At 61.7% G+C, this 21067-nt stretch carries 21 protein-coding genes and 1 pseudogene; 15 read left to right on the top strand and 7 right to left on the bottom strand.

The features are described 5' to 3' along the window. Positions 1 to 43: 43 nt before the first annotated feature. Complete coding sequence (locus FKM97_RS15555; protein ID WP_144293341.1) at positions 44 to 517, bottom strand: MarR family winged helix-turn-helix transcriptional regulator; 474 nt, start codon at positions 515 to 517, stop codon at positions 44 to 46. A 124-nt stretch (positions 518 to 641) separates the two neighbouring features. On the opposite strand from FKM97_RS15555, the gene FKM97_RS15550 reads away from it, so the two are divergent. From FKM97_RS15550 to FKM97_RS15540, 3 genes are all read left to right on the top strand, one after another. Further along, positions 642 to 1439 (top strand): alpha/beta fold hydrolase, encoded by a 798-nt coding sequence (locus tag FKM97_RS15550; protein ID WP_144293340.1) that lies wholly within the window; start codon positions 642 to 644, stop codon positions 1437 to 1439. A 54-nt stretch (positions 1440 to 1493) separates the two neighbouring features. Continuing rightward, entirely contained in the window at positions 1494 to 3104 is a 1611-nt protein-coding gene (locus FKM97_RS15545) for a GMC family oxidoreductase (protein WP_144293339.1), read from the top strand. 199 nt (positions 3105 to 3303) lie between these two features. Beyond that, the gene (locus tag FKM97_RS15540; protein ID WP_144293338.1) at positions 3304 to 3792 is read left to right on the top strand and encodes an RrF2 family transcriptional regulator; all 489 of its coding nucleotides are present in this window, start codon (positions 3304 to 3306) and stop codon (positions 3790 to 3792) included. A gap of 40 nt (positions 3793 to 3832) precedes the next feature. On the opposite strand, the gene FKM97_RS15535 is transcribed toward FKM97_RS15540, so the two are convergent. After that, positions 3833 to 4249, bottom strand: a complete 417-nt coding sequence (locus FKM97_RS15535) for a cupin domain-containing protein (protein WP_144293337.1) — start codon at positions 4247 to 4249, stop codon at positions 3833 to 3835. A 138-nt stretch (positions 4250 to 4387) separates the two neighbouring features. Then, positions 4388 to 4867 (bottom strand): carboxymuconolactone decarboxylase family protein, encoded by a 480-nt coding sequence (locus FKM97_RS15530; protein WP_144293336.1) that lies wholly within the window; start codon positions 4865 to 4867, stop codon positions 4388 to 4390. Positions 4868 to 5118: 251 nt separating this feature from the next. On the opposite strand from FKM97_RS15530, the gene FKM97_RS15525 reads away from it, so the two are divergent. Genes FKM97_RS15525 through FKM97_RS15515 form a run of 3 tightly spaced genes read left to right on the top strand, consistent with a single transcriptional unit; the run spans position 5119 to position 8827 of the window. Further along, positions 5119 to 6414, top strand: coding sequence for an NAD(P)/FAD-dependent oxidoreductase (locus FKM97_RS15525; RefSeq protein ID WP_144293335.1), 1296 nt, complete (start codon positions 5119 to 5121; stop codon positions 6412 to 6414). A 32-nt stretch (positions 6415 to 6446) separates the two neighbouring features. Next, positions 6447 to 7703 (top strand): M24 family metallopeptidase, encoded by a 1257-nt coding sequence (locus tag FKM97_RS15520; RefSeq protein WP_144293334.1) that lies wholly within the window; start codon positions 6447 to 6449, stop codon positions 7701 to 7703. A gap of 56 nt (positions 7704 to 7759) precedes the next feature. Beyond that, complete coding sequence (locus FKM97_RS15515; protein ID WP_144293333.1) at positions 7760 to 8827, top strand: ABC transporter ATP-binding protein; 1068 nt, start codon at positions 7760 to 7762, stop codon at positions 8825 to 8827. A gap of 40 nt (positions 8828 to 8867) precedes the next feature. Here FKM97_RS15515 and FKM97_RS15510 read toward each other — a convergent pair whose 3' ends face one another. After that, a complete protein-coding gene (locus FKM97_RS15510) occupies positions 8868 to 9638 on the bottom strand; it encodes an IclR family transcriptional regulator domain-containing protein (RefSeq protein ID WP_144293332.1) in 771 nt (256 codons plus the stop codon). A gap of 92 nt (positions 9639 to 9730) precedes the next feature. Between FKM97_RS15510 and FKM97_RS15505 the strand changes: the two genes are divergently transcribed. The 7 genes from FKM97_RS15505 (at position 9731) to FKM97_RS15475 (ending at position 16565) form a co-directional block, all read left to right on the top strand. After that, positions 9731 to 10756, top strand: a complete 1026-nt coding sequence (locus FKM97_RS15505) for an ABC transporter substrate-binding protein (RefSeq protein WP_144293331.1) — start codon at positions 9731 to 9733, stop codon at positions 10754 to 10756. A gap of 70 nt (positions 10757 to 10826) precedes the next feature. Beyond that, on the top strand, positions 10827 to 11696 hold the full coding sequence (locus FKM97_RS15500; RefSeq protein WP_144293330.1) for an ABC transporter permease: 870 nt from the start codon (positions 10827 to 10829) through the stop codon (positions 11694 to 11696). Further along, positions 11693 to 12490, top strand: coding sequence for an ABC transporter permease (locus FKM97_RS15495; protein WP_170240930.1), 798 nt, complete (start codon positions 11693 to 11695; stop codon positions 12488 to 12490). The genes FKM97_RS15500 and FKM97_RS15495 overlap by 4 nt, the downstream gene beginning before the upstream one ends. A 32-nt stretch (positions 12491 to 12522) precedes the next feature. Next, positions 12523 to 13773 carry a M24 family metallopeptidase gene (locus FKM97_RS15490; protein WP_144293329.1) on the top strand — a complete coding sequence of 417 codons (1251 nt, stop codon included), beginning with the start codon at positions 12523 to 12525 and terminating at the stop codon, positions 13771 to 13773. A 42-nt stretch (positions 13774 to 13815) separates the two neighbouring features. Next, entirely contained in the window at positions 13816 to 14946 is a 1131-nt protein-coding gene (locus tag FKM97_RS15485) for a M20/M25/M40 family metallo-hydrolase (protein WP_144293328.1), read from the top strand. 117 nt (positions 14947 to 15063) lie between these two features. Beyond that, positions 15064 to 15648 (top strand): flavin reductase family protein, encoded by a 585-nt coding sequence (locus tag FKM97_RS15480; protein WP_144293327.1) that lies wholly within the window; start codon positions 15064 to 15066, stop codon positions 15646 to 15648. Between the two features lie 71 nt (positions 15649 to 15719). Next, a complete protein-coding gene (locus tag FKM97_RS15475) occupies positions 15720 to 16565 on the top strand; it encodes a sulfite exporter TauE/SafE family protein (protein ID WP_144293326.1) in 846 nt (281 codons plus the stop codon). Positions 16566 to 16601: 36 nt separating this feature from the next. Here the strand turns inward: FKM97_RS15475 and fhuF are convergent, their stop codons facing one another. Next, positions 16602 to 16904 carry a siderophore-iron reductase FhuF gene (fhuF, locus tag FKM97_RS27235; protein ID WP_170240929.1) on the bottom strand — a complete coding sequence of 101 codons (303 nt, stop codon included), beginning with the start codon at positions 16902 to 16904 and terminating at the stop codon, positions 16602 to 16604. A gap of 6 nt (positions 16905 to 16910) precedes the next feature. Next, positions 16911 to 17444: pseudogene (locus tag FKM97_RS15465) on the bottom strand (pyridoxamine 5'-phosphate oxidase family protein); the annotation flags it as partial. Positions 17445 to 17920: 476 nt separating this feature from the next. On the opposite strand from FKM97_RS15465, the gene FKM97_RS15460 reads away from it, so the two are divergent. Then, the gene (locus FKM97_RS15460; protein WP_144293325.1) at positions 17921 to 18163 is read left to right on the top strand and encodes a hypothetical protein; all 243 of its coding nucleotides are present in this window, start codon (positions 17921 to 17923) and stop codon (positions 18161 to 18163) included. Between the two features lie 216 nt (positions 18164 to 18379). Continuing rightward, entirely contained in the window at positions 18380 to 19819 is a 1440-nt protein-coding gene (locus tag FKM97_RS15455) for an aldehyde dehydrogenase family protein (protein WP_144293324.1), read from the top strand. 48 nt (positions 19820 to 19867) lie between these two features. On the opposite strand, the gene FKM97_RS15450 is transcribed toward FKM97_RS15455, so the two are convergent. Continuing rightward, entirely contained in the window at positions 19868 to 21019 is a 1152-nt protein-coding gene (locus FKM97_RS15450) for a CynX/NimT family MFS transporter (RefSeq protein WP_281290109.1), read from the bottom strand. Between the last annotated feature and the right edge of the window lie 48 nt (positions 21020 to 21067).

Here is a 21067-nt window from a genome sequence, read left to right as displayed (position 1 = left end):
AGGGCGCCGCCGACAATGCGCAACTCAGGACGCCATGGTGGCGCTAGCGCGCTTCGGGCGACGTCCAGCCGCCGATATGATCATAGATGGAATCGCGCAGCTGGGCGATCTCACGGTTAAGTTTGGCAAGAGCGGCAGGGGTTTCCCCTGACACCTGGAGCAGAGCGTCACCGAGGCATCCGGCGCGGAAGCGGAGAGCCTTTCCCTCCTTCGTCAGGGAAAGGATGACCTGCCTCTCATTCGTCGGGTTGCGCGTGCGGCGGATCAGCCCCGCCCCCTCAAGGCGCTTCAAAAGCGGCGTGAGGGTGCTGGACTCGAGGGCAAGCTGCTGCGCGACGCCGCCGACCGTCTGCTCATCTTCCCGCCACAGAACGTTGAGCACGAGATATTGCGGATAGGTCAGGCCAAGCGCGTCCAGCAATGGCCTGTAGGCTCGCTGGATCGCGATTCCGGCCGAGTAGATCGCAAAGCAAAGCTGATCCTCCAGAGGCACTGGGGCCACGTCGGCATCCGGCATTCTCGCACCCTTTCGTAAGTCGCTCGCGAAAACATATATCGCGATAATTTATTCTGGACAAGGCAGTGTGCGTAAGTCATATAGTTATTGCGATAAATATTATCGTACTAAATAAGGAGTGTTCATGATGCGCAGATTGGTCGGAGCCCTCATCCTTTCGGCTGCAGCTTTCGCCGCCATGTCGCTGGCCCCTCAAGCTCAAACGAGCGACCCCACGGCACACGAGCCGCTCGTCAAGAATGTTGTTCTGGTTCACGGCGCCTTCGCCGACGGGTCGGGATGGCGCAAAGTCTATGAGGATCTCATCGCACGCGGGTATCGCGTGACGATCGTCCAGAACCCGCTCACCTCGCTTGCAGACGACCTCGCTGCCACCCGGCGAGTGCTCGACAGGCAAGACGGCCCCGTCATCCTTGTGGGTCACAGTTGGGGGGGCACGATCATTACCGAGGCGGGGGTGCATGCCAAAGTGCGGGGCCTGGTCTATGTCTCGGCCCTGTCTCCCGATGCAGGAGAGACCACAGCTCAGCAATATGAAGGCTATGTCACGCCCCCCGAATTCGTCATCGAAGCTGGAGCAGACGGTTTTGGTTTCGTGAAACCCGACCAGTTCGCCGCCGGTTTTGCGGCTGACGCAACGCCAGCCGATGCTGATTTTCTCAAGGCATCGCAGGTGCCGATCAACATGGCGAGCTTCAACGTCAAACTGCAGAACGCTGCGTGGCGCACCAAGCCGAGCTGGGCGGTGATCGCTACGCAGGACAAAGCCTTTGACCAGAAGATGCTCCAGGACATGGCCAAGCGCATCGGCGCGAAGGTGACCACCATCCCTGCTAGTCATGCCGTCTACTTCACCCAGCCGGGAGCCGTGGCCGATGTCATCGACGAGGCCGCCCGACACTCAGTCGCCGTTGCGCCTTAAGCGCGCGAACGCGGCGGACACTTTAAATCGGCACATCAAAAAAGGATTCTGACCATGACGAATTCCCTCTCCGGCGACGGGGATTTGGACCGGCGTGCGCGCGCCAATCAGGCACAGCGCCTTGCCGGGCTCAAAACCGCCTATGACTTCATCATCTGTGGAGCGGGATCTTCCGGATCAGTCATTGCACGGCGTCTTGCCGACAATCCAGACTGCGATGTCCTCCTGATCGAAGCGGGAGGGAGCGACGAGGATCCAGCCGTGATGGACCCGGCTCTATGGCCGACGAATCTCGGCAGCGAGCGGGACTGGGGTTTTGTGGCCGAGCCGAACCCAATACTCGGCGGTCGCGCCCTCTCCATGTCCATGGGCAAAGGGCTCGGTGGCGGGTCCAGTGTCAACGTCATGGTATGGGCGCGCGGCCACCGCACCGATTGGGATTATTTCGCCGCCCAGTCCGGCGATGACGGCTGGGGTTACGAGGCGGTCCTCGATCTCTATCGGCGCATGGAGAATTGGCAGGGTATGCCCGATTCGCATTATCGCGGAACCTCCGGACCGGTCTGGGTCCAGCCGGCCCGCGATCCAAGTCCCATCGCCCAAGCCTTGCTGAGCGCGGCGGGCGCGTTCGGAATTCCAAGGTTCGACCATCCCAACGGACAGATGATGGAATGTGCAGGAGGGGTCGCTTACAGCGATCTGCTCGTGCGGGACGGAAGGCGCCATTCCCTCTATCGAGCCTATGTCCACCCCGTCGCTGGCCGACCAAATCTGACGATCCTGACCGACACTCTCGTTCGCCGAATCCTGTTCGACGGCTCTCAAGCGACCGGCGTCGAAATCGAACGGGCGGGGCGGATCCAGTCCATCAGGGCAGGCATGGAGATCATCGTCTCCACCGGTGCGATCAATACGCCGAAACTGCTCATGCTCTCGGGACTGGGCGACCGAGCCGAGCTTGAGCGGCATGGCATCCCGCTTGTGCGGCACCTGCCCGGGGTGGGCCGCAACCTGCAGGATCATGTCTCCTTTGGCTGTACCTGGGAGTATCGCGAGCCGATCCCGCCTCGCAACAACGGGAGCGAAGCGACCCTGTACTGGAAAAGTCGACCTGACCTGGAGGCCCCGGACTTCCTGTTCTGCCAGGTCGAATTCCCGGTGCCGAGCGAGCGGACAGCCGCGCGCGGCGTGCCTGCCCATGGCTGGACCATGTTCGCCGGCCTCGCCAATCCGCAGAGTCGCGGCCAGGTGCGGCTGAGATCGGCGGATCCGGCCGCACCTCCTCTGGTGGACGCGAACATGATGTCCGATCCCCGGGATAGGGAGACCGCCCGCGCCTGCGTGAAGCTCTGCCGGGAGATCGGAAACGATGCGGCGTTCGGCCCCTATGTCAGTCGCGAGTCGATCCCCGGTGCTGCAAGCCTTGCCGATGACGATTTCATTCGGGACGCAGCGGTCACGTATTGGCACCAGTGTGGAACCGCCCGGATGGGGCTGGCTGACATGTCCGTGGTCGATGCTTCTCTCGCCGTTCACGGCGTAAGGCGCCTGCGCATAGCGGACGGCTCCATCCTGCCGAGAGTAACCACGGGCAACACGCAGGCGCCTTGCGCGATCATCGGTGAGCGCGCCGCAGAAATCCTGCGACGTCACCACCGGCTATAGGACATACCCGAGAGCCCGTGTCGGTTCGGCTGATCGTGTGAACAATTCGGCGAAGGTGCCGACAGCCTGCTGGAGTCGATGATCCGTATGCTGAGCGCATCGTCGGCTCCGCTCAGAACTCTCGGAAGAATGCCACACTGGTTTCGGACGTCGGTTGTCCTTATTGTTCCGAAAACGGCGTTTTTACGGTAGCGATTTCATGATTCTCAAGAGCCAAGTCGAATGGGCGCTCCACTGCTGCGCTGTCCTTGCTGCCGTTCCGGAGGGTCGATATCTTTCGACCAAGGCGCTGGCCGAGTTCCACGGGCTGCCGAAGGAGTATCTCTCCAAGGCGCTTCAGAACCTTTCGCAGGCAGGCCTGGTCCAGACTGCCCTCGGACCCAGTGGCGGCTACCGCCTCGCGAGGCCGCCGTCGGAGTTGACCTTCCTAGACATCGTGGAGGCCGTCGAGGGAGCCGCACGGACTTTCGTCTGCACCAATATTCGTGCCGCCAACCCCTGCCGGCCACAGGGCCACTGCGACGACAAGCCCTGTTCGATTGCCCGGATCATGTGGGAGGCCGACGAGGCGTGGCGGGCGAAGCTGCGGAGCACCCGTTTGTCCGAATTGATCGAGACGCTCGCCGTGGAGGTGCCGCCGGCGATCTGGAAGGGAACGTCCGATTGGATTGTCAAGCGGACAGGCTGAGAGCATCGCCGAGCTCGACGGCGCCGGTTCTCGTCGGCCGTCAAGGCTTCATTGGCAGCACGAGGGTGGTTTCCGCTGTGTCGACGACGAAGACTGCAAGGAGGCGGGCAGGCTCGGTCGTGCTGGCGTTCTCGCTCACTCCATGACGGTCGCCGGGATATTCAGTAAAGCTTTCTCCGGCGTGAAAGACTTTGACCGGGCCGTCGTTGACCTGGCTGCGGACAGCCCCCTCCAGAACCGTTGCGTAGATGAATGCCGAGGCCGGATGCGTGTGCGCCTCGGAGCGGCCGCCCGGGCTATATTCCACGAGCACGCCCTTCAGGCTCTTCCCAGGCACATTCGGGAGTTCATGCTCATAGACAATCGTGACTTTTGAGGCGTTGCCGGCCTCATGTGCCTCAGCGTGGGGCATCACGGCAAGAAAGAGTGCGATGGCGAAAAGTGATGGTCTGATCATGAAAGCCTCGTGGGATGAAGGTCGGGACGTGTTGCGGCTGCGGTCTGCGTCGTCGGACGCCCGCGAGCCGTGTCTGAAAGTGATGACCGGGTCTGCGTAAACTGGTCTTGTTCAGTGAACAGTCGACTCGGATGACCATCAATTCAGGCCAGCCTTGTCGAGGCCGTAAGCCTTGTCGGCGGAACCGGGAACGCTCTTGAAAGCGATGCTGACGCGGTTCCAGGCATTGATCGCCATGATGGAGAAGGTAAGGTCCGAGAGTTCCTTCTCGGAGAAGTGCCCACGCACCCGCTCGAAAAGTTCATCGGGGACGCCGCCTTCGGCAAGGTTCGTCAGCACCTCGGTCCATTCAAGGGCGGCTCGTTCACGCGGCGCGAAAAGAGGCGACTCGCGCCAGATGGCCAGGTGGTGCAGGCGCAAAGAGCGCTCGCCGTGGATCGTCGCCTCTTTGACATGCATATCGACACAGAAAGCGCAGCCATTGAGCTGCGACGCACGGATCTGCACGAGGTCGTGGATCGTCGGTTCGACGGCAGTGGTTTTCAAGGCAAGGCTGAATTCCCTGAATTTCTTAAACAGATCAGGCGAGTGCTGGGCATAGTTGATGCGTTGGCTCATGGTACTCCTCCATTAAGGATTTATAATATCCTTATGGATATAAATGATCCTTAATTCCCTTGTAAAGGACTTCCGACTCATCGTCAGCCGTCCTCCAGGATTTCGACCGGACCGCCCGCGACCGCGGGATCAAGCGGAAGGCCGCGCGGCGCACGCGAAGAGTCGTTTGACAAAGCAGGAGCGGTCCTTAAGATGCTTCGCATAACGACAAAAAATTCGCACAGCGAATAACTGGGTGTCGCTGAGGGGTAATGATGGTTTGTCATGACGCCGCCGATCCCGGCTTGGCGAAATCGCTCTATCACGCGGTCACCGACCGCGAGGCTGACTTTCCGCCCGTCAGAGACACCCGCGCCGAGGTCGTCATCATCGGTGCGGGGTTCACAGGCCTGTCGACCGCGCTTCACCTTGCCGAGAAGGGCATCGACACGATTGTCCTCGAGGCGCATGACGTCGGCTGGGGCGCTTCCGGTCGGAACGGAGGCCAAGTCAATCCCGGCCTCAAGTCAGAGCCGGAGGACCTGATCGCCGATTTCGGCGAAGACCGCGGCCTTCGTCTCATAGATCTCGCCGGACATGCGCCCTCGTGCCTTTTCGATCTGGTGAAGCGGTATGAGATCGAATGTGCAGCACTCAACAGCGGCACTATCCGGGTCGTACGGAAGGACGTCGAGGCCAAGCTGATCGACCATAGCGTCAACTCGTGGCGCGCGCACGGCGTCGAGCTGCGGCGCCTGAGCCGTGCCGACATCGCCGCGATCGCCGGAACGGAGATCTATCCTTGCGGTCTGCTTGATCCACGTGGCGGGCAGCTCAACCCGCTCGCCTATGTTCGTGGCCTCGCCCGCGTAGCGTCACGCCGCGGCGCCAGAATCCACACCAGGTCTGGCGTCATGGCGCTTCAGAGAGATGGCGCGGGCTGGCAGGCAAGGACAGCCAGCGGTTCGGTCCGCGCATCAACGGTCGTCCTGGCGACCAACGGCTATACCGACGGGCTCTGGCCGACGCTGCGCAAGACCGTCGTGCCCGTCTATAGCGCCCTTGCCGCGACGGATCCGTTGCCGGAGACCCTGGCTGCGCGCATCCTCCCGCAGCGCCAGGTGGTGTATGAAAGTTCCTGGCGCGTCCTGTACTTCCGGGTGGACGATCAGAGGCGGTTCCTCATGGGGGGTCCGAGCGTCCTTCGGGCGACTGACAACGAGCGCGACTACCAGCATCTGATCGCCTATGCCCGCGAACTCTATCCGGCACTCGGCGACACTGCCTTCACGTATTTCTGGAACGGCCAGGTCGCGGTCACGAAGGATCACTATCCCCATCTTCACGAACCAGCGCCGGGCGTCATCGCCGCGTTGGGATATAACGGACGCGGCGTTGCGATGGCCACGGTGATGGGGCGCATCGTGGCGCGCCGCATCCTCGGTGCCGGTCAGGAAGACCTCGAGCTTCCGATCACGGACATCAAGCCCTTCACGTTCCATTCAATGTGGAAGCCGGTTGTCACGGGCCGGCGCATCGTCGGCGCTTTGCGCGATCGTTTTCTCTAGCAGCATGCACGGAAACCAGGAGGGATTTCATCTTGACCGCAATCACAATCGAAGACACCTCGGGCAATCCCCGCGACTGGCCGCTGGCGTTTCCTCCCGCGGAATATGCCGAACGCCGCCAGAAGGTGCGCAAGGAGATGGCGCACGTGGGGATCGACACCCTGTTCGTCTCCTCGCCCGCAAACCTGACCTATCTGACTGGATATGACAGCCGCTGGTATCGTCGGTCCACGCCGACCGGCCTGGCGATTCACGTCAACTCCGACGACCTGCTGTTCTTCGATGACGTCAGCCATCGCGGACTGGTGTCGTTTCACAACGGGCAGATTTCGCGGGCGGCCTTCTTCGCCCGCTTTCGCGATCTCTCGGAAGAGGGCTGGATCTACAAGACCACCGCACGGGACCTGGTGGACACGATCAAACAAGAGGGGTGGCTCAAGGGTGTCGCAGCGGTCGAACATTGGGCACTGGCACCGGGGGGCGTATCGCTGCGCTTCATCGAGGAGGGCTTCAAGGACGCCGGTGCGCGCACCGTCGACGGGTCATGGCTCGTCGACCGGGTGAAACTGGTGAAATCGCCGGCGGAGATCGAGATGATGGACCGGGCCGCCGTCGTTGCCGATGCGGCCATCGAAGCTGTCGTTCGTGACTTTCAACCAGGGATGATGGAGATCGAAGTCCAGGGCATCGCGCATTATGCGATGAGCAAGCTGGGCGGCGAGGAGCCGGCCATCCGGACGTCGACGACGTCGGGGCCGAACCTCAGGGCGCACCACCCGTTGCCTTCCCGCCGCAAGCTCCTGAAGGGCGACGTGTTCGTCATGGATCTCTGCGGATCGGTCTACCGCTATCACGCCAACATCGCGCGGACGTTCGCCGTGGGCGAGCCCGACAAGCGCTGGACGGAACTGGTCGAGACATCCCGCATCAGCTTCGATCGCATCATCGAGGAGGTGAAGCCGGGCGACCCGATGGAGAAAGTCGTGGAGGTCGGCATGGCGTATCTCGACTCGGTCGGCATCGCCCACCGGGGCTGGTTCCTCGGCGGCTACGACGTCGGCATCGCGGTGCCACCGGACTGGGTGGGCCATACATATCTGAACGGCCGCTGCTTCGAGCGCGCAGATTTCGTGCCGGGCACCACGGTCAATTATGAGAACGTCCTCGATGTCGAAGAGGGCTGGCCCGGCGGATACGGCACACAGAATGTCGACACGCTGCTGATGGAGGAGGATGGTATCCGCATCCTCTCCAAACTCAGCCGCAGCATCCAGATCGTCGGCGCTTGACGCCTACAATCTTCAATTCCCACAATGCCGCAGCCCTTTTACGGAGAAGCGCCAGCATGGCTCAACGGATAAGCATTCGTGATGTCCGCAAGACTTACGGTGCGGTGACCGCGCTCAACTCCGCCAATATCGAGGTCGCTGCGGGCGAGTTCATGTCCTTGCTGGGGCCTTCGGGCTCCGGCAAGACGACCTTGCTGATGATCATCGCCGGCTTCACCCAACCCGATCACGGCAGCATCCGGTTCGATGATGAAGAGATCATCGTCATGCCGCCGCACAAGCGCGACATCGGTCTCGTTTTCCAGAACTACGCTCTTTTCCCGCATATGACGGTCGCCGAAAATGTCGCTTTTTCACTGAAGTATCGGCCGATCCCAAAGGGAGAGTACCGGAAAAAGGTCGCCGCTGCGCTCGAAATGGTGCAGCTCGCCGGGTATGACGATCGCCGGATCGATGCGCTGTCAGGCGGCCAGAAGCAGCGTGTCGCACTGGCGCGAGCCCTGGTGTTCAACCCCAAGATCCTCCTGATGGACGAGCCGCTCTCCGCGCTGGACAAAAACCTGCGCGAGAGCATGCAGATAGAGTTGCGCAGCCTCCAGAAGCATCTCGGCACCACAACGATCTATGTCACGCATGATCAGCATGAAGCGATGACGATTTCCGATCGGGTGGCCATCATGAACGAGGGGTCCATCCAGCAGATGGGGACACCACGGGAGATCTATGAAAGTCCGTGCAACCGGTTCGTGGCCGGCTTCATGGGGGATTCGCAGTTCATCGCCGTCGACCGCGTGGAAGGCATGTCCGCGAAGATCGGTGATCGACACATCCGACTGCGACAGGCGCCCGACCTGAGGGGTGGCCAAGGAGCCCTGCTGTGGCGCCCCGAAAAGCTCGAATTGTTGAAAGATGGAGGCCCGTCCGACATGAATGTCCTGCCCGCGAAGGTGAGGGACATCATCTATCAAGGTGACAGCGTGCTCATCCAGGCCCGGCTCGCTACGGGTGACGACGTCCTGGTTCGGCTGCCGACCAACGAGTCGACGCGGCGGGCCATGCCGAGTAGCGGCGACGAGATCTGGCTGGGGGTTCATCCGGCCGATACGATCGTCGTCGCTCTGTAGCCGTGGCAGTGCATGCGCAGGGACGGAGGCGGGCCAGCGTTTACGCGGGAAGACGCGCGCGGATCTCGTCCGCCGACTCCCGCATGACGGGGAGGATATCGTTGGCGAGGGTCTCGCGCGTAAGCGATTGCGAACGTCCGGCGGCATTGATGGCCGCAACGACCGTACCGCGCCGGTTGCGGATCGGAACCGCGATCGCACGAAGGCCGATCTCCAGCTCCTCGTCGACAATCGAGAAGTCCTGCTCCCTCACCTTGTCGAGGATCATCCGGAGCTCGGCTGGATCGGAGACCGAATTCACCGTGAGCGGATTGAAGTCGATCTGCGCAATGACCTCGTCCAGCTTGTCCGGCGGCAGGCTTGCCAGCAGGACCCGTCCCATAGCTGTCACATGAGCCGGTTGACGCGTGCCGGTGCTGACAAGGACGCTGCTGCGTTCGTTATGGGTGGCTCTGAAGGCATAGAGAATGTCGCATCCGTCGAGAACCGACGCACTGCTTGAAATCTGGAAAAGCTCGCTGAGCCGGTCGAGGACCGGTTGGGCGATCTCCCATAACGGCATCGAGGAGAGATAGGAGTAGCCGAGGTCGAGAACCTTGGGGGCGACCCGGAAACGCTTGCCGTTCTGCTCGACATAGCCGAGGTCGACGAGGGTGAGCAACATCCGGCGCGCCGAAGCGGGGGCCATATCGGTTTCGGCGGCAACTTCGGTGATCGTCATCGGCTCATAGTGCCGCGCGAACGACTTCAGCACGGCCAGTCCACGCTTCAGCGAATTTACGCGTTCCTCCCGCGGATTCTCTCTGGACATCCATTACCTCCATGCTAGCATTCGCATTACGAATTAAATTTCGCAATACGAAAAAAACGAAATCCTGAGGGTTTAATGGAGGTGGGTTCGAAATGAAACGATCGGCTTTGCTTGTCGGGCTTTTGCTCGCGACCGCGCCGCTGTCTGTGGTGCAGGCGCAAGAGACCATAAATTACATCACGGCTGGTGGTGTATATCTCGAAAATATCCGGAAGGCTTTTCTTGACCCCATCGGCAAGGAGCTGAATGTCACCTGGAACGTCGAAACCAGTGATGTGGATACGCCGGTTCGCATTCAGTTCCAATCGGGGGCCGTGACCACCGACATTGCCGAGTTCGGTGCATCCGTTTGTGCACAGGGTGCCGCTGAAGGGATGTATGAGAAGCTCGACTTGTCGATCATCGACACCAAGGACTTCGCTCCTGGATCATTCTCGGACTATTATCTGGGCAGCACCGTCTATTCCATCGTCATGGCGTGGAATCCGAAGACGGTGAAGGAAGCCCCCAAGACCTGGGCCGATTTCTGGGACGTGGAAAAGTTCCCAGGAAAACGGGCGATGCGCAAGGACCCGCGCGCGACCATCGAAGCAGCGCTGCTCGCAGACGGCGTGCCGCTGAAGGAGCTCTACCCTCTTGATCTCGACCGCGCCTTCAAGAAGCTGAGCGAAATCAAGCCGCATATCACGGCCTGGTGGAACTCGGGCGCCGAGTCCCAGCAGATGCTGCGCGACGGCGGCATCGACATGATCGCCATGTACAATGCGCGCGCTGAGTCCGTCAAAAGCGACGGGGGTTCCGTCGACTACACCTTCAACGAGGGCCTGATGGATTTCGGCTGCTGGGCGATCGTCAAGGGGTCGGACCAAGTCGATCTCTCGATGAAGATCCTGGCGGAGTTCGCAAAGCCGGAGTACCAGGCCGAGATGACGGTGCTCTCCAATTACGGCTCGGCAAACACGAAGGCCGCGGATACCGGCAAGATCCCCGCCGAAACGCTGAGCAAGATCCCGACCTCTCCGGAAAACATCGCCAACCAGGCGTTTCTGGCGCCCGACTGGTGGGCCGAACACGGTGCTGAAGCCAAGGAACGGTTCGATCAGCTCCTGACGCAGTAATCCGTGTCGCTCCGGAGCGGCGACTGTCGCTCCGGTCATCCGCCAGCGGACATCGTCGAAGAAGTTGATCATGGCTGAGAACGCTGCGCTGCTTTCGCGCGTCGAAAGAAGAAACCGACTAAGGATCGGCCTCCTCTCCGCGGCGGCCGTCCTGATCGTTACCGTTTTGCTGCTGCTGCCGATCCTTTGGCTGTTCGGCCTCTCGTTCACCCAGAAGGGGGCCTTCAGCCTCGTTCACTATCAGCGCCTGATCGACCTGCCATCCTATCGCGCGATCCTGTTGCAGACCTTCCGCGTGAGCGTGATGGTGACGGCGCTGTCCATCATCCTCGGATATCCCGTGGCGTATATGATCGCCCAATTGCCGGCCAAGCTGGCGGGGCTATTGCTCGCGCTCATCCTCATCCCATTCTGGACCTCGACGCTGGTCCGCTCCTATGCCTGGCTCGTCCTGCTGCGCGACCAGGGTCCCGTCAACGAAGCGCTGGTCTGGACCGGCATCATGTCCGGTCCGCTCAATGTGCTCTTTACCGAGTCTGCGGCGGTGATCGGGATGACGCACATCATGCTGCCGTTTTTCGTGCTGCCCCTCTATGCCGGCATCCGATCATTCGATTGGAGCCTGGCTCACGCGGCCACCAGCCTGGGCGCCCCGCCGACTTCCACTTTCCTGCGCGTATTCCTGCCGCTCTCGCTTCCTGCGACCTTCGCGGGAGCCGTCCTCGTCTTCGTCCAATGCCTCGGCTTCTACGTGACACCGGCCGTCCTCGGCGGCGGCAATGTGACAATGGTCTCGATGAAAATCGCGTCCAACATCGAGCAGTATTTCGACTGGGGCGCGGCAAGCTCCTATGGAATGGTCCTGCTCATCTGCACCCTCGCCATCCTCTATACCGCGCACCGGCTGCTCGATCTCAACAAGGTGATGACAGCGCGATGATGACGGCGTCCTACATTCCCGCCTTCAAGCGCTGGTGGCTGGTCCTCATCACCGCCGCGGTGCTGGCCTTCCTCATCATCCCGGTCTTCATCGTGATCCCGGTGTCATTCTCCGATTCCAAGTATCTAGGCTTCCCACCCGAGGCGTACTCGTTGCGCTGGTACAGGAACTACTGGAACTCCAGCGAATGGCTGTCGGCGACCCGTGCGTCGCTGGTGGCGGCATCCCTGACCACGCTGGTCGCCACGCCCATCGGGATCGCCACGGCCTATTCGATGCGCAGCCTGCCGCCGCGGGTGGCGGGTTTCGTGCAGCTGCTCATGCTGCTTCCGATGGTCGTGCCCAGCATCCTGATCGGCATCGGCGTGTTCTATCTCTACATCCAGCTTAAACTGGTGAATTCCATGTTCGGCATCGTCGCGGCGCATACGCTGCTCGCCCTGCCTTTCGTGGTGCTGACCATGCAGGCGGCGTTCGCGACATTCGATTTCCGGCAGGAACAGGCCGCGATGAGCCTCGGTGCCTCACGTTTCAGCGCCTTCATGCGCGTGACGCTGCCGCAGGTCCGCTCATCCGCCATCTCCGGGGGGCTCTTCGCCTTCATCATCTCACTGGACGAAGTCGTCATAGGGCTTTTCGTGGCCGGCGGCTCCAACACCGTCATTACGCGAAAGATGTTCGTTGCCCTGCGCGACGCGGTCGATCCGACCGTCGCGGCCATCTCGACACTCTTCATCGCGGTCTCGCTTTCACTGCTTACCGCATCGCTCTTCACACGGTCAGCCAAGCGCTGACGTTTCAAAGAATCTAGAATCCTGGAGGAGACATGAACGGCTACAGCCAATTCGGGATGACCCCGGGCGTCACCGATCCAAACGCAGTTCCCGAGCTTGCCTTCTCGGAGGCCGAATACAAGCGCCGCCAGGACACGTTGAGGGCGTTGATGCGACGAGAAGGCATCGATCTGCTCTATGTCACCACGCCGGATGCCGTCGCCTGGCTGCACGGCTTCTATTGCGGCTGGTACAAGGCGAACGGCCCGATGCGGTATCCACAGATCTACGGTACCGCAATCCACGCCCATAGCGACGCGATGATCCACTTCGACAACCCGACGGAAGCGGCGCTGCTGAAGACGATGTCGGTCTGCAAGGACAACCGCTACTACACAACGCGCGACGGCAAGACGAACCTGCGGTTCATCATGGGGGAGCTGGAGCGCGAAGGGCTGCTCAAGGGCACGGTGGGGATGGAGTTCTGGAGCTATGTCCCGAACCGCGCCATCAGCCACATGATCGAGGATGCGTTCCGAGAGAACGGCTGCGAAGTGAAGGACGCCAGCGTCATCGCCCGCGAGGCGAGGCGGGTCAAATCCGCAGCCGAGCTCGACGTCATCCGCGAAGCCATCCGGATCTGCGACATCGGCCATCAGGCCATTCTGGAGCATGCCCGCGTCGGCAGGACCGAACTCGACGTCATGGGTGCCGTGAACCACGAGATGATGAAGGCAGGGGGCGAACTCCCAGCGCTGATCCATGTGTTCAACGGCGCGCACCTGGTCGACGGACGGGTCGCTGCGACAGGCCACTCCATGCCGACGACGCGCAAGCTGGAGCCCGGCATGCTGCTTGCCGCCGACCTGTGTGGCGTCAAGCATCGTTACCATGGCAACGTCCTGCGCGGATTCTACATCGGAGAGCCGCCCAAACATCTTGTCGACATTTATGACCGTGCGGCCGGAGCGATCGCCATGGCGCAGAGGTCCTTCAAGGCGAACATGACGGTGCGCGAGGTCAACACCGCCCTCAAGCAGTATTGCGAGGAGAGCGGGCTGGCGAAGGAAGAAGGATGGATCCTCGGCTACGAGTTGGGCCTCAGCCTTCCCCCAGACTGGGTCGGCGATTTCTTCTTCAACATGCTGGATGTCGAGTATCTCGATCGCTCGTTCGAGCCCGGCATGGTGACCAATCTCGAGATCCTCTATGGCACCGCACTGATCGACACCCTGTTCTGGGGCGTGGATGGCATCGAGAACCCAACGACCACACCCTGCAGGCTGCTGACGCTTCCCGCTTAAACCGTCACCTCTCACTCCGATCAAACCAGGAATTCATTCGATATGGACGTAACTCGTCTTCCCTTTGACGTGGACTCGATGCTGGCCGGACTTCGACCCTGGGTCGAATGCGAAAGCCCGACATTCGATGTGGGAGCGGTGAACCGCATGATGGGACTGGCGGGACGCCGGCTGGCCGGTCTGGGCGCCAGCGTGGAAACCATCGCCGGTCACATGGGATTCTCGGACAGCGTGCGCGCCCGTTTCCCGCATCCAAAAGCGGGGGAGCCGGGCATCCTCATTCTCGGCCATCTGGACAGCGTGCATCCGATCGGAACCCTGGAGGCGCTTCCATGGCGCCGCGAGAACGACACATGCTACGGACCCGCCATCCTGGACATGAAGTCAGGCAACTACCTGGCCATGGAGGCGATCGCCCAGCTGACGGCTGCTGGGTTCGTCACGCCACTGCCGGTCACTTACCTGCTCACCGGCGACGAAGAGGTCGGAACCCCGGCGAACCGCACGCTGATCGAGCAAGAGGCGGCGCGGGCGAAATATGTGCTCGTCCCCGAGCCGGGTCCCGGCAATGGCGATGTCGTCACGGGCCGCTATGCGATCGCACGATTCAACCTGGCGGCCAAGGGCAAGCCCAGTCACGCCGGTGCGCATCTGAAGGCCGGTCGGTCAGCCGTTCGGGAGATGGCGACCCGGCTGCTTGAAATCGAAGCCATGACCACGGACGACTGTACCTACAGCGTGAGCGTCGTGCGCGGCGGCGACTGGGTCAACTGCGTTCCGTCGCTCTGCACGGCGCAGGCTCTCAGCATGGCAAAGCGCCAAGCTGATCTCGATGCCGGCGTCGACAAGATCCTCAAGCTTTCCCACTCAAATCCGGACATGACCTTCGAGGTCACCCGGGGTGTTACGCGCCCGGTCTGGGAGCCGAGCGGGCAAACCATGGAACTGTACGAAATGGCGCGCCGCATCGGCAAGACCATCGGCTTCGAGTTAGCACATCAGAGCGTGGGAGGAGGATCCGACGGCAACTTCACCGGCGCGATGGGCATCCCGACACTCGACGGACTGGGCGGGCTCGGAGCCGGCGCGCATACGCTTGGCGAGCACATCCGGATCGAGTCCCTGATCACCCGCGGCAAGCTGTTTGCAGGATTATTGGCAGAGCTGGCATAATCCGCACACGCATCATGCCGCGGCCCCGGCGGGCCGCGGTGAAGCCCCATCGGCGTGCCACACTGCGCGGTGGCACCCCTTTCTTCCTTGACCTTTGATTGGCCCGGATCACAAAGCATGTTCTATCACTCCTTCGAGGACTCCGGGTTGAAGCATGACCCCTTCAAAGCGATGATCGTGCCGCGCCCTATCGGGTGGATCTCCACCATCAATGAAGACGGTCGTCCCAATCTCGCCCCCTACAGCTTCTTCAACATCATCTCCGTGCGGCCCCATCTGATCGCCTTTGCCAGCCACGAACTGAAGCATAGTGCCGCAAACGCCCAAGCCACGGGAGAGTTCGTCTACAACATGGTCAGCGCGCACCTCATGGATCTGATGCTGCAGACATCGGAAGACGTTGATGTCGAGATCAACGAATTCGAGTGCGCGGGCATCGCCATGCTGCCGTCCAAGATCGTTTCACCTCCTCGTGTTGCGGATTCACCGGTGGCCTTGGAGTGCAGAGTCGTGAACGTCATGCAGCTCAAGGATGTCGAGGGCAGGGAGCTTGACCGCTACCTGACGATCGGTCAGGTCGTGGGGGTCCATCTGGACGACCGACATCTGCAGGACGGAATTTTCGACGTCGCGTCGGCGCAGCCGGTCGGACGTTGCGGATATCATGACTATACCAAGGTTTCCGAACTCATCTGCGTTTGAGCTCCGGAAGCATAATGAGCACCCGGCCCTTGGCTCCTGGCGTGGTGCTTCTCTCGTAGCCGGACAAAAGTATGGATTTCACATGGATCGAGCTGGCCGTGATCATCGCCTGCCTATCGGCGGCAGGTGCCTTGACCGGCCTCCTCGCTGGCGTCTTCGGCGTGGGAGGAGGGGCAGTGGTCGTGCCCATTCTCTACGAGTTCTTCCGCATGCTGGGCATGCCGGAGGACATCAGGATGCCGTTCTGCGTGGGAACTTCGCTTGCGGTGATCATCCCGACCTCGATTCAATCCTTCCGCACCCATTTCGCGCATAAGGCGGTAGACAGCTCCATCTTGAGAATTTGGGCGGTTCCCGCGGTCTTGGGAGTCATCGCAGGCGGGATCATCGCGCGGTACGCCCCTCAAGAAGTGTTCAAAGGCGTCTTCACCGTCGTCGCCGCGCTGTCGGCCTTTCGGCTTCTATTCGGCAAGGAAAGCTGGAGACTTGCCAGCGAAATGCCCGGCCGGGCCGTGATGCGCCTTTACGGATTCGTGATCGGCATTCTCTCGGCATTGATGGGCATCGGCGGCGGACAGCTGTCCAGCATGTTCATGACCGTGTATGGACGCTCCATCCATCAGGCGGTGGCGACGTCATCGGGCCTCGGTATCCTTATCTCGATCCCGGGTGCCCTTGGATATATCTATGCTGGGTGGCCGAGGGCGGCCCAGTATCCCGAGCTCGCCATGATCCAGCCTCCCTTTGCTTTAGGCTACATTTCACTGATCGGCGTGGCGCTGCTCGTTCCCGCAAGCATCGTGACCGCGCCGATCGGAGCGAGACTTGCCCATCGATTGGCCAAACGTCGGCTCGAACTCGCGTTCGGGCTCTTCCTGCTCTTAGTTTCAGCCCGCTTTCTCGTCTCATTTTGGTGATGTGCTTGCCACAGGGCGCGGCTTCGCCGGTGGAGGTCAGCGGGGGCGCCTGGCGGTGAGCGGGACAGGGCAGAGACTTCCGCAATCTTCGACGCCGGTTACGAGATAACGCAGGCAGCAGACTGATCGGATGCGGACGGTCTCATCTCCGTGCCGCTGTCTAGAGACGGCGCGAAAAAAGGGGTTGCAGCGCTGGCCCGGAGGCGATTCAGACGCCAGGAGCCGCAGCAGCGAATCCCCGCTTCCCGGCGAGCGTCGTTCCGCGGCCTTAGCGGCCCAATCGAGATAGGTGCCGGCATTGTGCCAGAGGAGGCGGGGGGCCAGGCCCGTCTGCTCCACCAGAGATCAAATGAAGGGTTGGAGATGAGACCCGATCACGGTCGTCAGCCAGTCCTCCATGCATTCCGCGCCCAGTATGGCGCCATCAAAGCCGATTGCCGCAGGATGATCGTTCTGAGGATCCAGGAAGAGCCTGAGCCGCTTCAAGCCGGGGTCAGGCGAGCGTCCGAGAAGCATGGCCGACAGGGCGGTCGGAACAAGCAAGGCCAGGAAGTACCACTGAGACCACAAAGATGCGACGCTGCGCAGATCGGCTAGCGGGTATCGTCCTTCGACATGCACCACCCTAATCGCCTTCGCCGGAGCCCCATCCTTCGCCATGTCGGCAAGAAGGGCCGGATCGGCCGTGATCGAGGCATAACCGTTGATGCGCAGGGTCTCGCGCATGCCTGGAATAAGGAAGATCAGCCCCACGTTCGGATCGTGCAGGAGATTGCGCAAGCCGTCGACGCGGTTGTTCCGCGGACGGTCGGCTATCATCAGGGTCTTGTCGTCGACAACGCGAACAAAACCCGGCTCATCCCCCTTAGGTGAGCAATCGAGGCCCTCAGGAGCCGCGAGTCGCCATCACCAGAAAGGGCGATCGTTCGATCAGCAGCCGGCAATAATGATCAACGTGATCGATGAGCTTATTTGCGCACGCGGGGGCTCGGCTCTGAATAGAGCGCTCGGAGCTGCTCCTCGGTGGTAATGGCGAAAGCCGGATCAGGCATGGTGTTCGAGCCTTTGACCTTGGTCATCGGTGCCCGATATGCCCGTCGTTGCCGACTGCTGGAACTTTTCTCATGTCAGGGTCGTCGAGGGATCCACGGGGCCTGCCCAATGAAACGAGGGCCGGCACGCGGGTCGCGGAGGCGTACTCCCCCTGTTTTTCGCCATTCGAAATCTCGACCCGCAGGATCGGAGCTGGTCTCGCGGCGGAAGGCATTCGCATCATCTGAGCTGGCTTTCCTCCTGTTTACCGTTGGAACCGACGCCGCAGCCCTTCGTTGGGTTTTCAACGGATGAAGGAGAGAATGATGGCTAACCCTCACGACAAGAAGCCGGGACAACTCGGCGAGACCGACATTGCAAACGAGCGGATGGGCCGGAACAGCCTGCAAGGAAACGACCAAAGCAACGTCCATAATCAACGGCAGGCCGTGCCGGACGTGAAGTTGGACACCGACGGCGTGATCGAAAGCCTGGAGAAGCTTGACAAGGATCACCGGGCAAAGACCGATCTGGGCAAGGGAAATCGCTCCGACTCACAATCGTAACGGCCGGCTGGCGAGCACAGATTTCGGTGTGAAGTGATGTCGGATCGGACATGTGCCGCCTTCAAGTGAAGGCATTCTGTTGTTCGGCCATGAGGTTGGCGGGGCGGGAAGGGCTCTGCACTTAACTGCGCATTGGAGTCGACAAGGGAAACTTGATATTCCTATATTGTCAGACAAAATGACAGTCCGAGCTCAGGCAGCCAAGTTGGGGTACCGATGACCGATTTCACCAAGTTCTTCATTGACGGCGAGTGGGTGGCCCCCGTCGAGCCCCGACTCTTCGATGTCGTGAACCCGGCCAACGAACAGGTCGCCGAGCAGATCAGCCTCGGGAGCGCTGCCGATGTGGACAAGGCTGTCGCCGCAGCACGGCGCGCGTTTCCGGCCTTTTCGGCGGCCAGTCGCGAGGACAGGCTCGCTCTGCTGCAGCGCATCGTGGACGAAATGGGCCGGCGCTACGACGAACTGGCGCATGCCATCATGATCGAGATGGGCTCACCGCTCTGGTTCGCCAAAGTGGTCCAGGTCGAGACCTCGATGAACCACTTCCGCGAACAGATTAAGGTGCTGTCGGACTTCAAGTTCGAGTCCATGATGGGGACCACGAAGATCGTGCGCGAACCCATCGGCGTGTGCGGCTTCATCACCCCCTGGAACTGGCCGATCAACCAGATCGCGGCCAAATTGGCGCCGGCCATCGCCGCCGGCTGCACCAGCGTGTGCAAACCCAGCGAAATGGCGCCGCTGAGCGCTGTCCTGTTCGCTGAGGTGCTGCGGGATGCCGGCCTTCCGAAAGGCGTCTTCAACCTGATCAATGGCGATGGACCCGGCGTCGGCGAGGCCATTTCCGCACATCCGGGCATCGACATGGTGTCCTTCACCGGATCGACTGTTGCGGGCATCAAAGTCGCGCAATCGGCGGCGAACACCGTGAAGCGGGTCTGTCAGGAACTGGGGGGCAAGGGGGCGAATATCCTGCTTCCCGGAGCCGACCTGGCGCAAGCTGTGCCGGCCGGCGTGATCCGCGCCTTCATGAATTCAGGGCAATCGTGTCAGGCGCCCACCCGCATGCTCGTCCACAAGGACAAGCGTGACGAAGCCGTCGCGATCGCCAAACGGGCCGCCGAGAGCGTCACCGTGGGCGACCCCCGTTCGGACGAGTCCCGGATCGGGCCGGTCGTCAGCGAAAACCAGTTCATCCGGGTGCAGAACTACATCCGAATCGGAATTCAGGAGGGCGCAACCCTCGTCACCGGCGGACCCGACCGGCCGGAGGGACTGGACAGTGGCTATTATGTCCGCCCGACGATCTTTGCCGATGTCACGCCGGAGATGACCATTGCCCGCGAGGAGATTTTCGGACCGGTCCTGGTGATGACCAGCTACAGCGATGTCGACGAGGCTGTCGAGATCGCCAACGACACCATCTACGGGCTGTCGGGCTATGTCTGGGGCGGCAGCGTAGAAGAGGAGCGGGCGGTGGCGCACAGGCTGCGGGCGGGACGGATCTACCTCAACTCCATCCTGACGGCGCCCCAGGACGTCACTGCGCCCTTCGGGGGCTACAAGCGATCCGGCAATGGTCGCGAGGCCGGTGTCTTCGGCTTCGAGGAGTTTCACGAGGTGAAGGCAATCATCGGACATGATCGAGCCTGATCTGGGTCTGATTGGAGGAGCCTGAGTTCCTCCAGCACGCTTGCCGGCTTAGTTCAACGCACTCGCAGGTCTTGCGGCATCTCCGAGCTGAAGTCTTCGGCCCGCGCCCAGTCCGCTGATCACCAGTCCGGTACAAATGGCCACGAACAGCGCGCCTGAGGCTTCAAAGTTGCCGGTCCAGTCATGCAGCAGGCCGATCAGCCAAGGCGCGAGTGCCGCGATCATGTAGCCCACGAACTGAGCCATGCCGGAGAGATGGGCGGCAACTTGCGGCGTGCGCGAGCGCAGCACGATCATGGTCAGGGAAACCGAGAGAAGGCCCCCCTGGGCGAGACCCTGAATGATGGCAAGGGGCCAGATCCACGCCAGGGGGGCGAAGAGCAGGCCCAGAAGGGCGATGACCGCGGTGACGGCGAGGGCAACATTGAGGGCTCTCTGGTCGCGGCCGCGCACCGCAATTTGCGGGACGAGAAGGCAGCTTACGACCTGGGCGACGACAAGAGCGCTCAGGACATAGCCCGAGCGGACGCCGTCCAGCCCCCGTTCGCGCAGAATGGGGGAAAGCCAGCCGAGGACCGCGAATGCCAAACCCGATTGGAGGCCCATGAAGGTGGTGACCTGCCAGGCCAGGGCGCTCTTCCACAAGTGACCGAGAGCGGGCCGGCGTGTGGTGACGCGATCGCGGCCGCGCGCCAGGGGCGAAGCGACGATGACGGCGAGAAGGGCAGGGATGAACCACAGCGCCAGAGCCAGATGCCAATTCCCGCCGAGACCGGCCGCGAGGGGGACGGTGACACCGGCGGCCACCGCGGCCCCGCCGGTGATCGCCATGGTATAGAGGCTGGTCATGAGGGCGACGTGGTCGGAGAAGTCGCGCTTTACCAGCGCCGGCAGCAGGACATTGCCGATGGCGATGCAGGCGCCGGCGAGAATCGATGCGGCAAAGAGGATGGCCGCCTCGCCGGTGCCTCGCGCGGCAAGGGCAATGGTCAACAGCACCAGGCTGGCAAGCAGGGTCCGGTCCATGCCAAAACGGTCGGAGGATCGTGCCGCAAGAGGTGCGAAAAGGCCGAGGCAGAGGACCGGCAGCGTCGTGAGATAGGCGGCGGCGGTACTGGAGAGGCCCGTGTCGCGGTTGATCTCTGGCAGGAGCACCGAAATGCTCGTGAAATGCGTCCTCAGGCTGAAGGCGCCGAGAATGAAGGCAACCGCCAGCAGGAATCGCGCTATGGGCGTGCGGTCGGTCAG

It is taken from the genome of Rhodoligotrophos appendicifer, from assembly GCF_007474605.1.
GTDB classification, from domain to species: Bacteria; Pseudomonadota; Alphaproteobacteria; order Rhizobiales; family Im1; genus Rhodoligotrophos; species Rhodoligotrophos appendicifer.
This window is presented reverse-complemented; position numbering and strand designations above follow the sequence as displayed.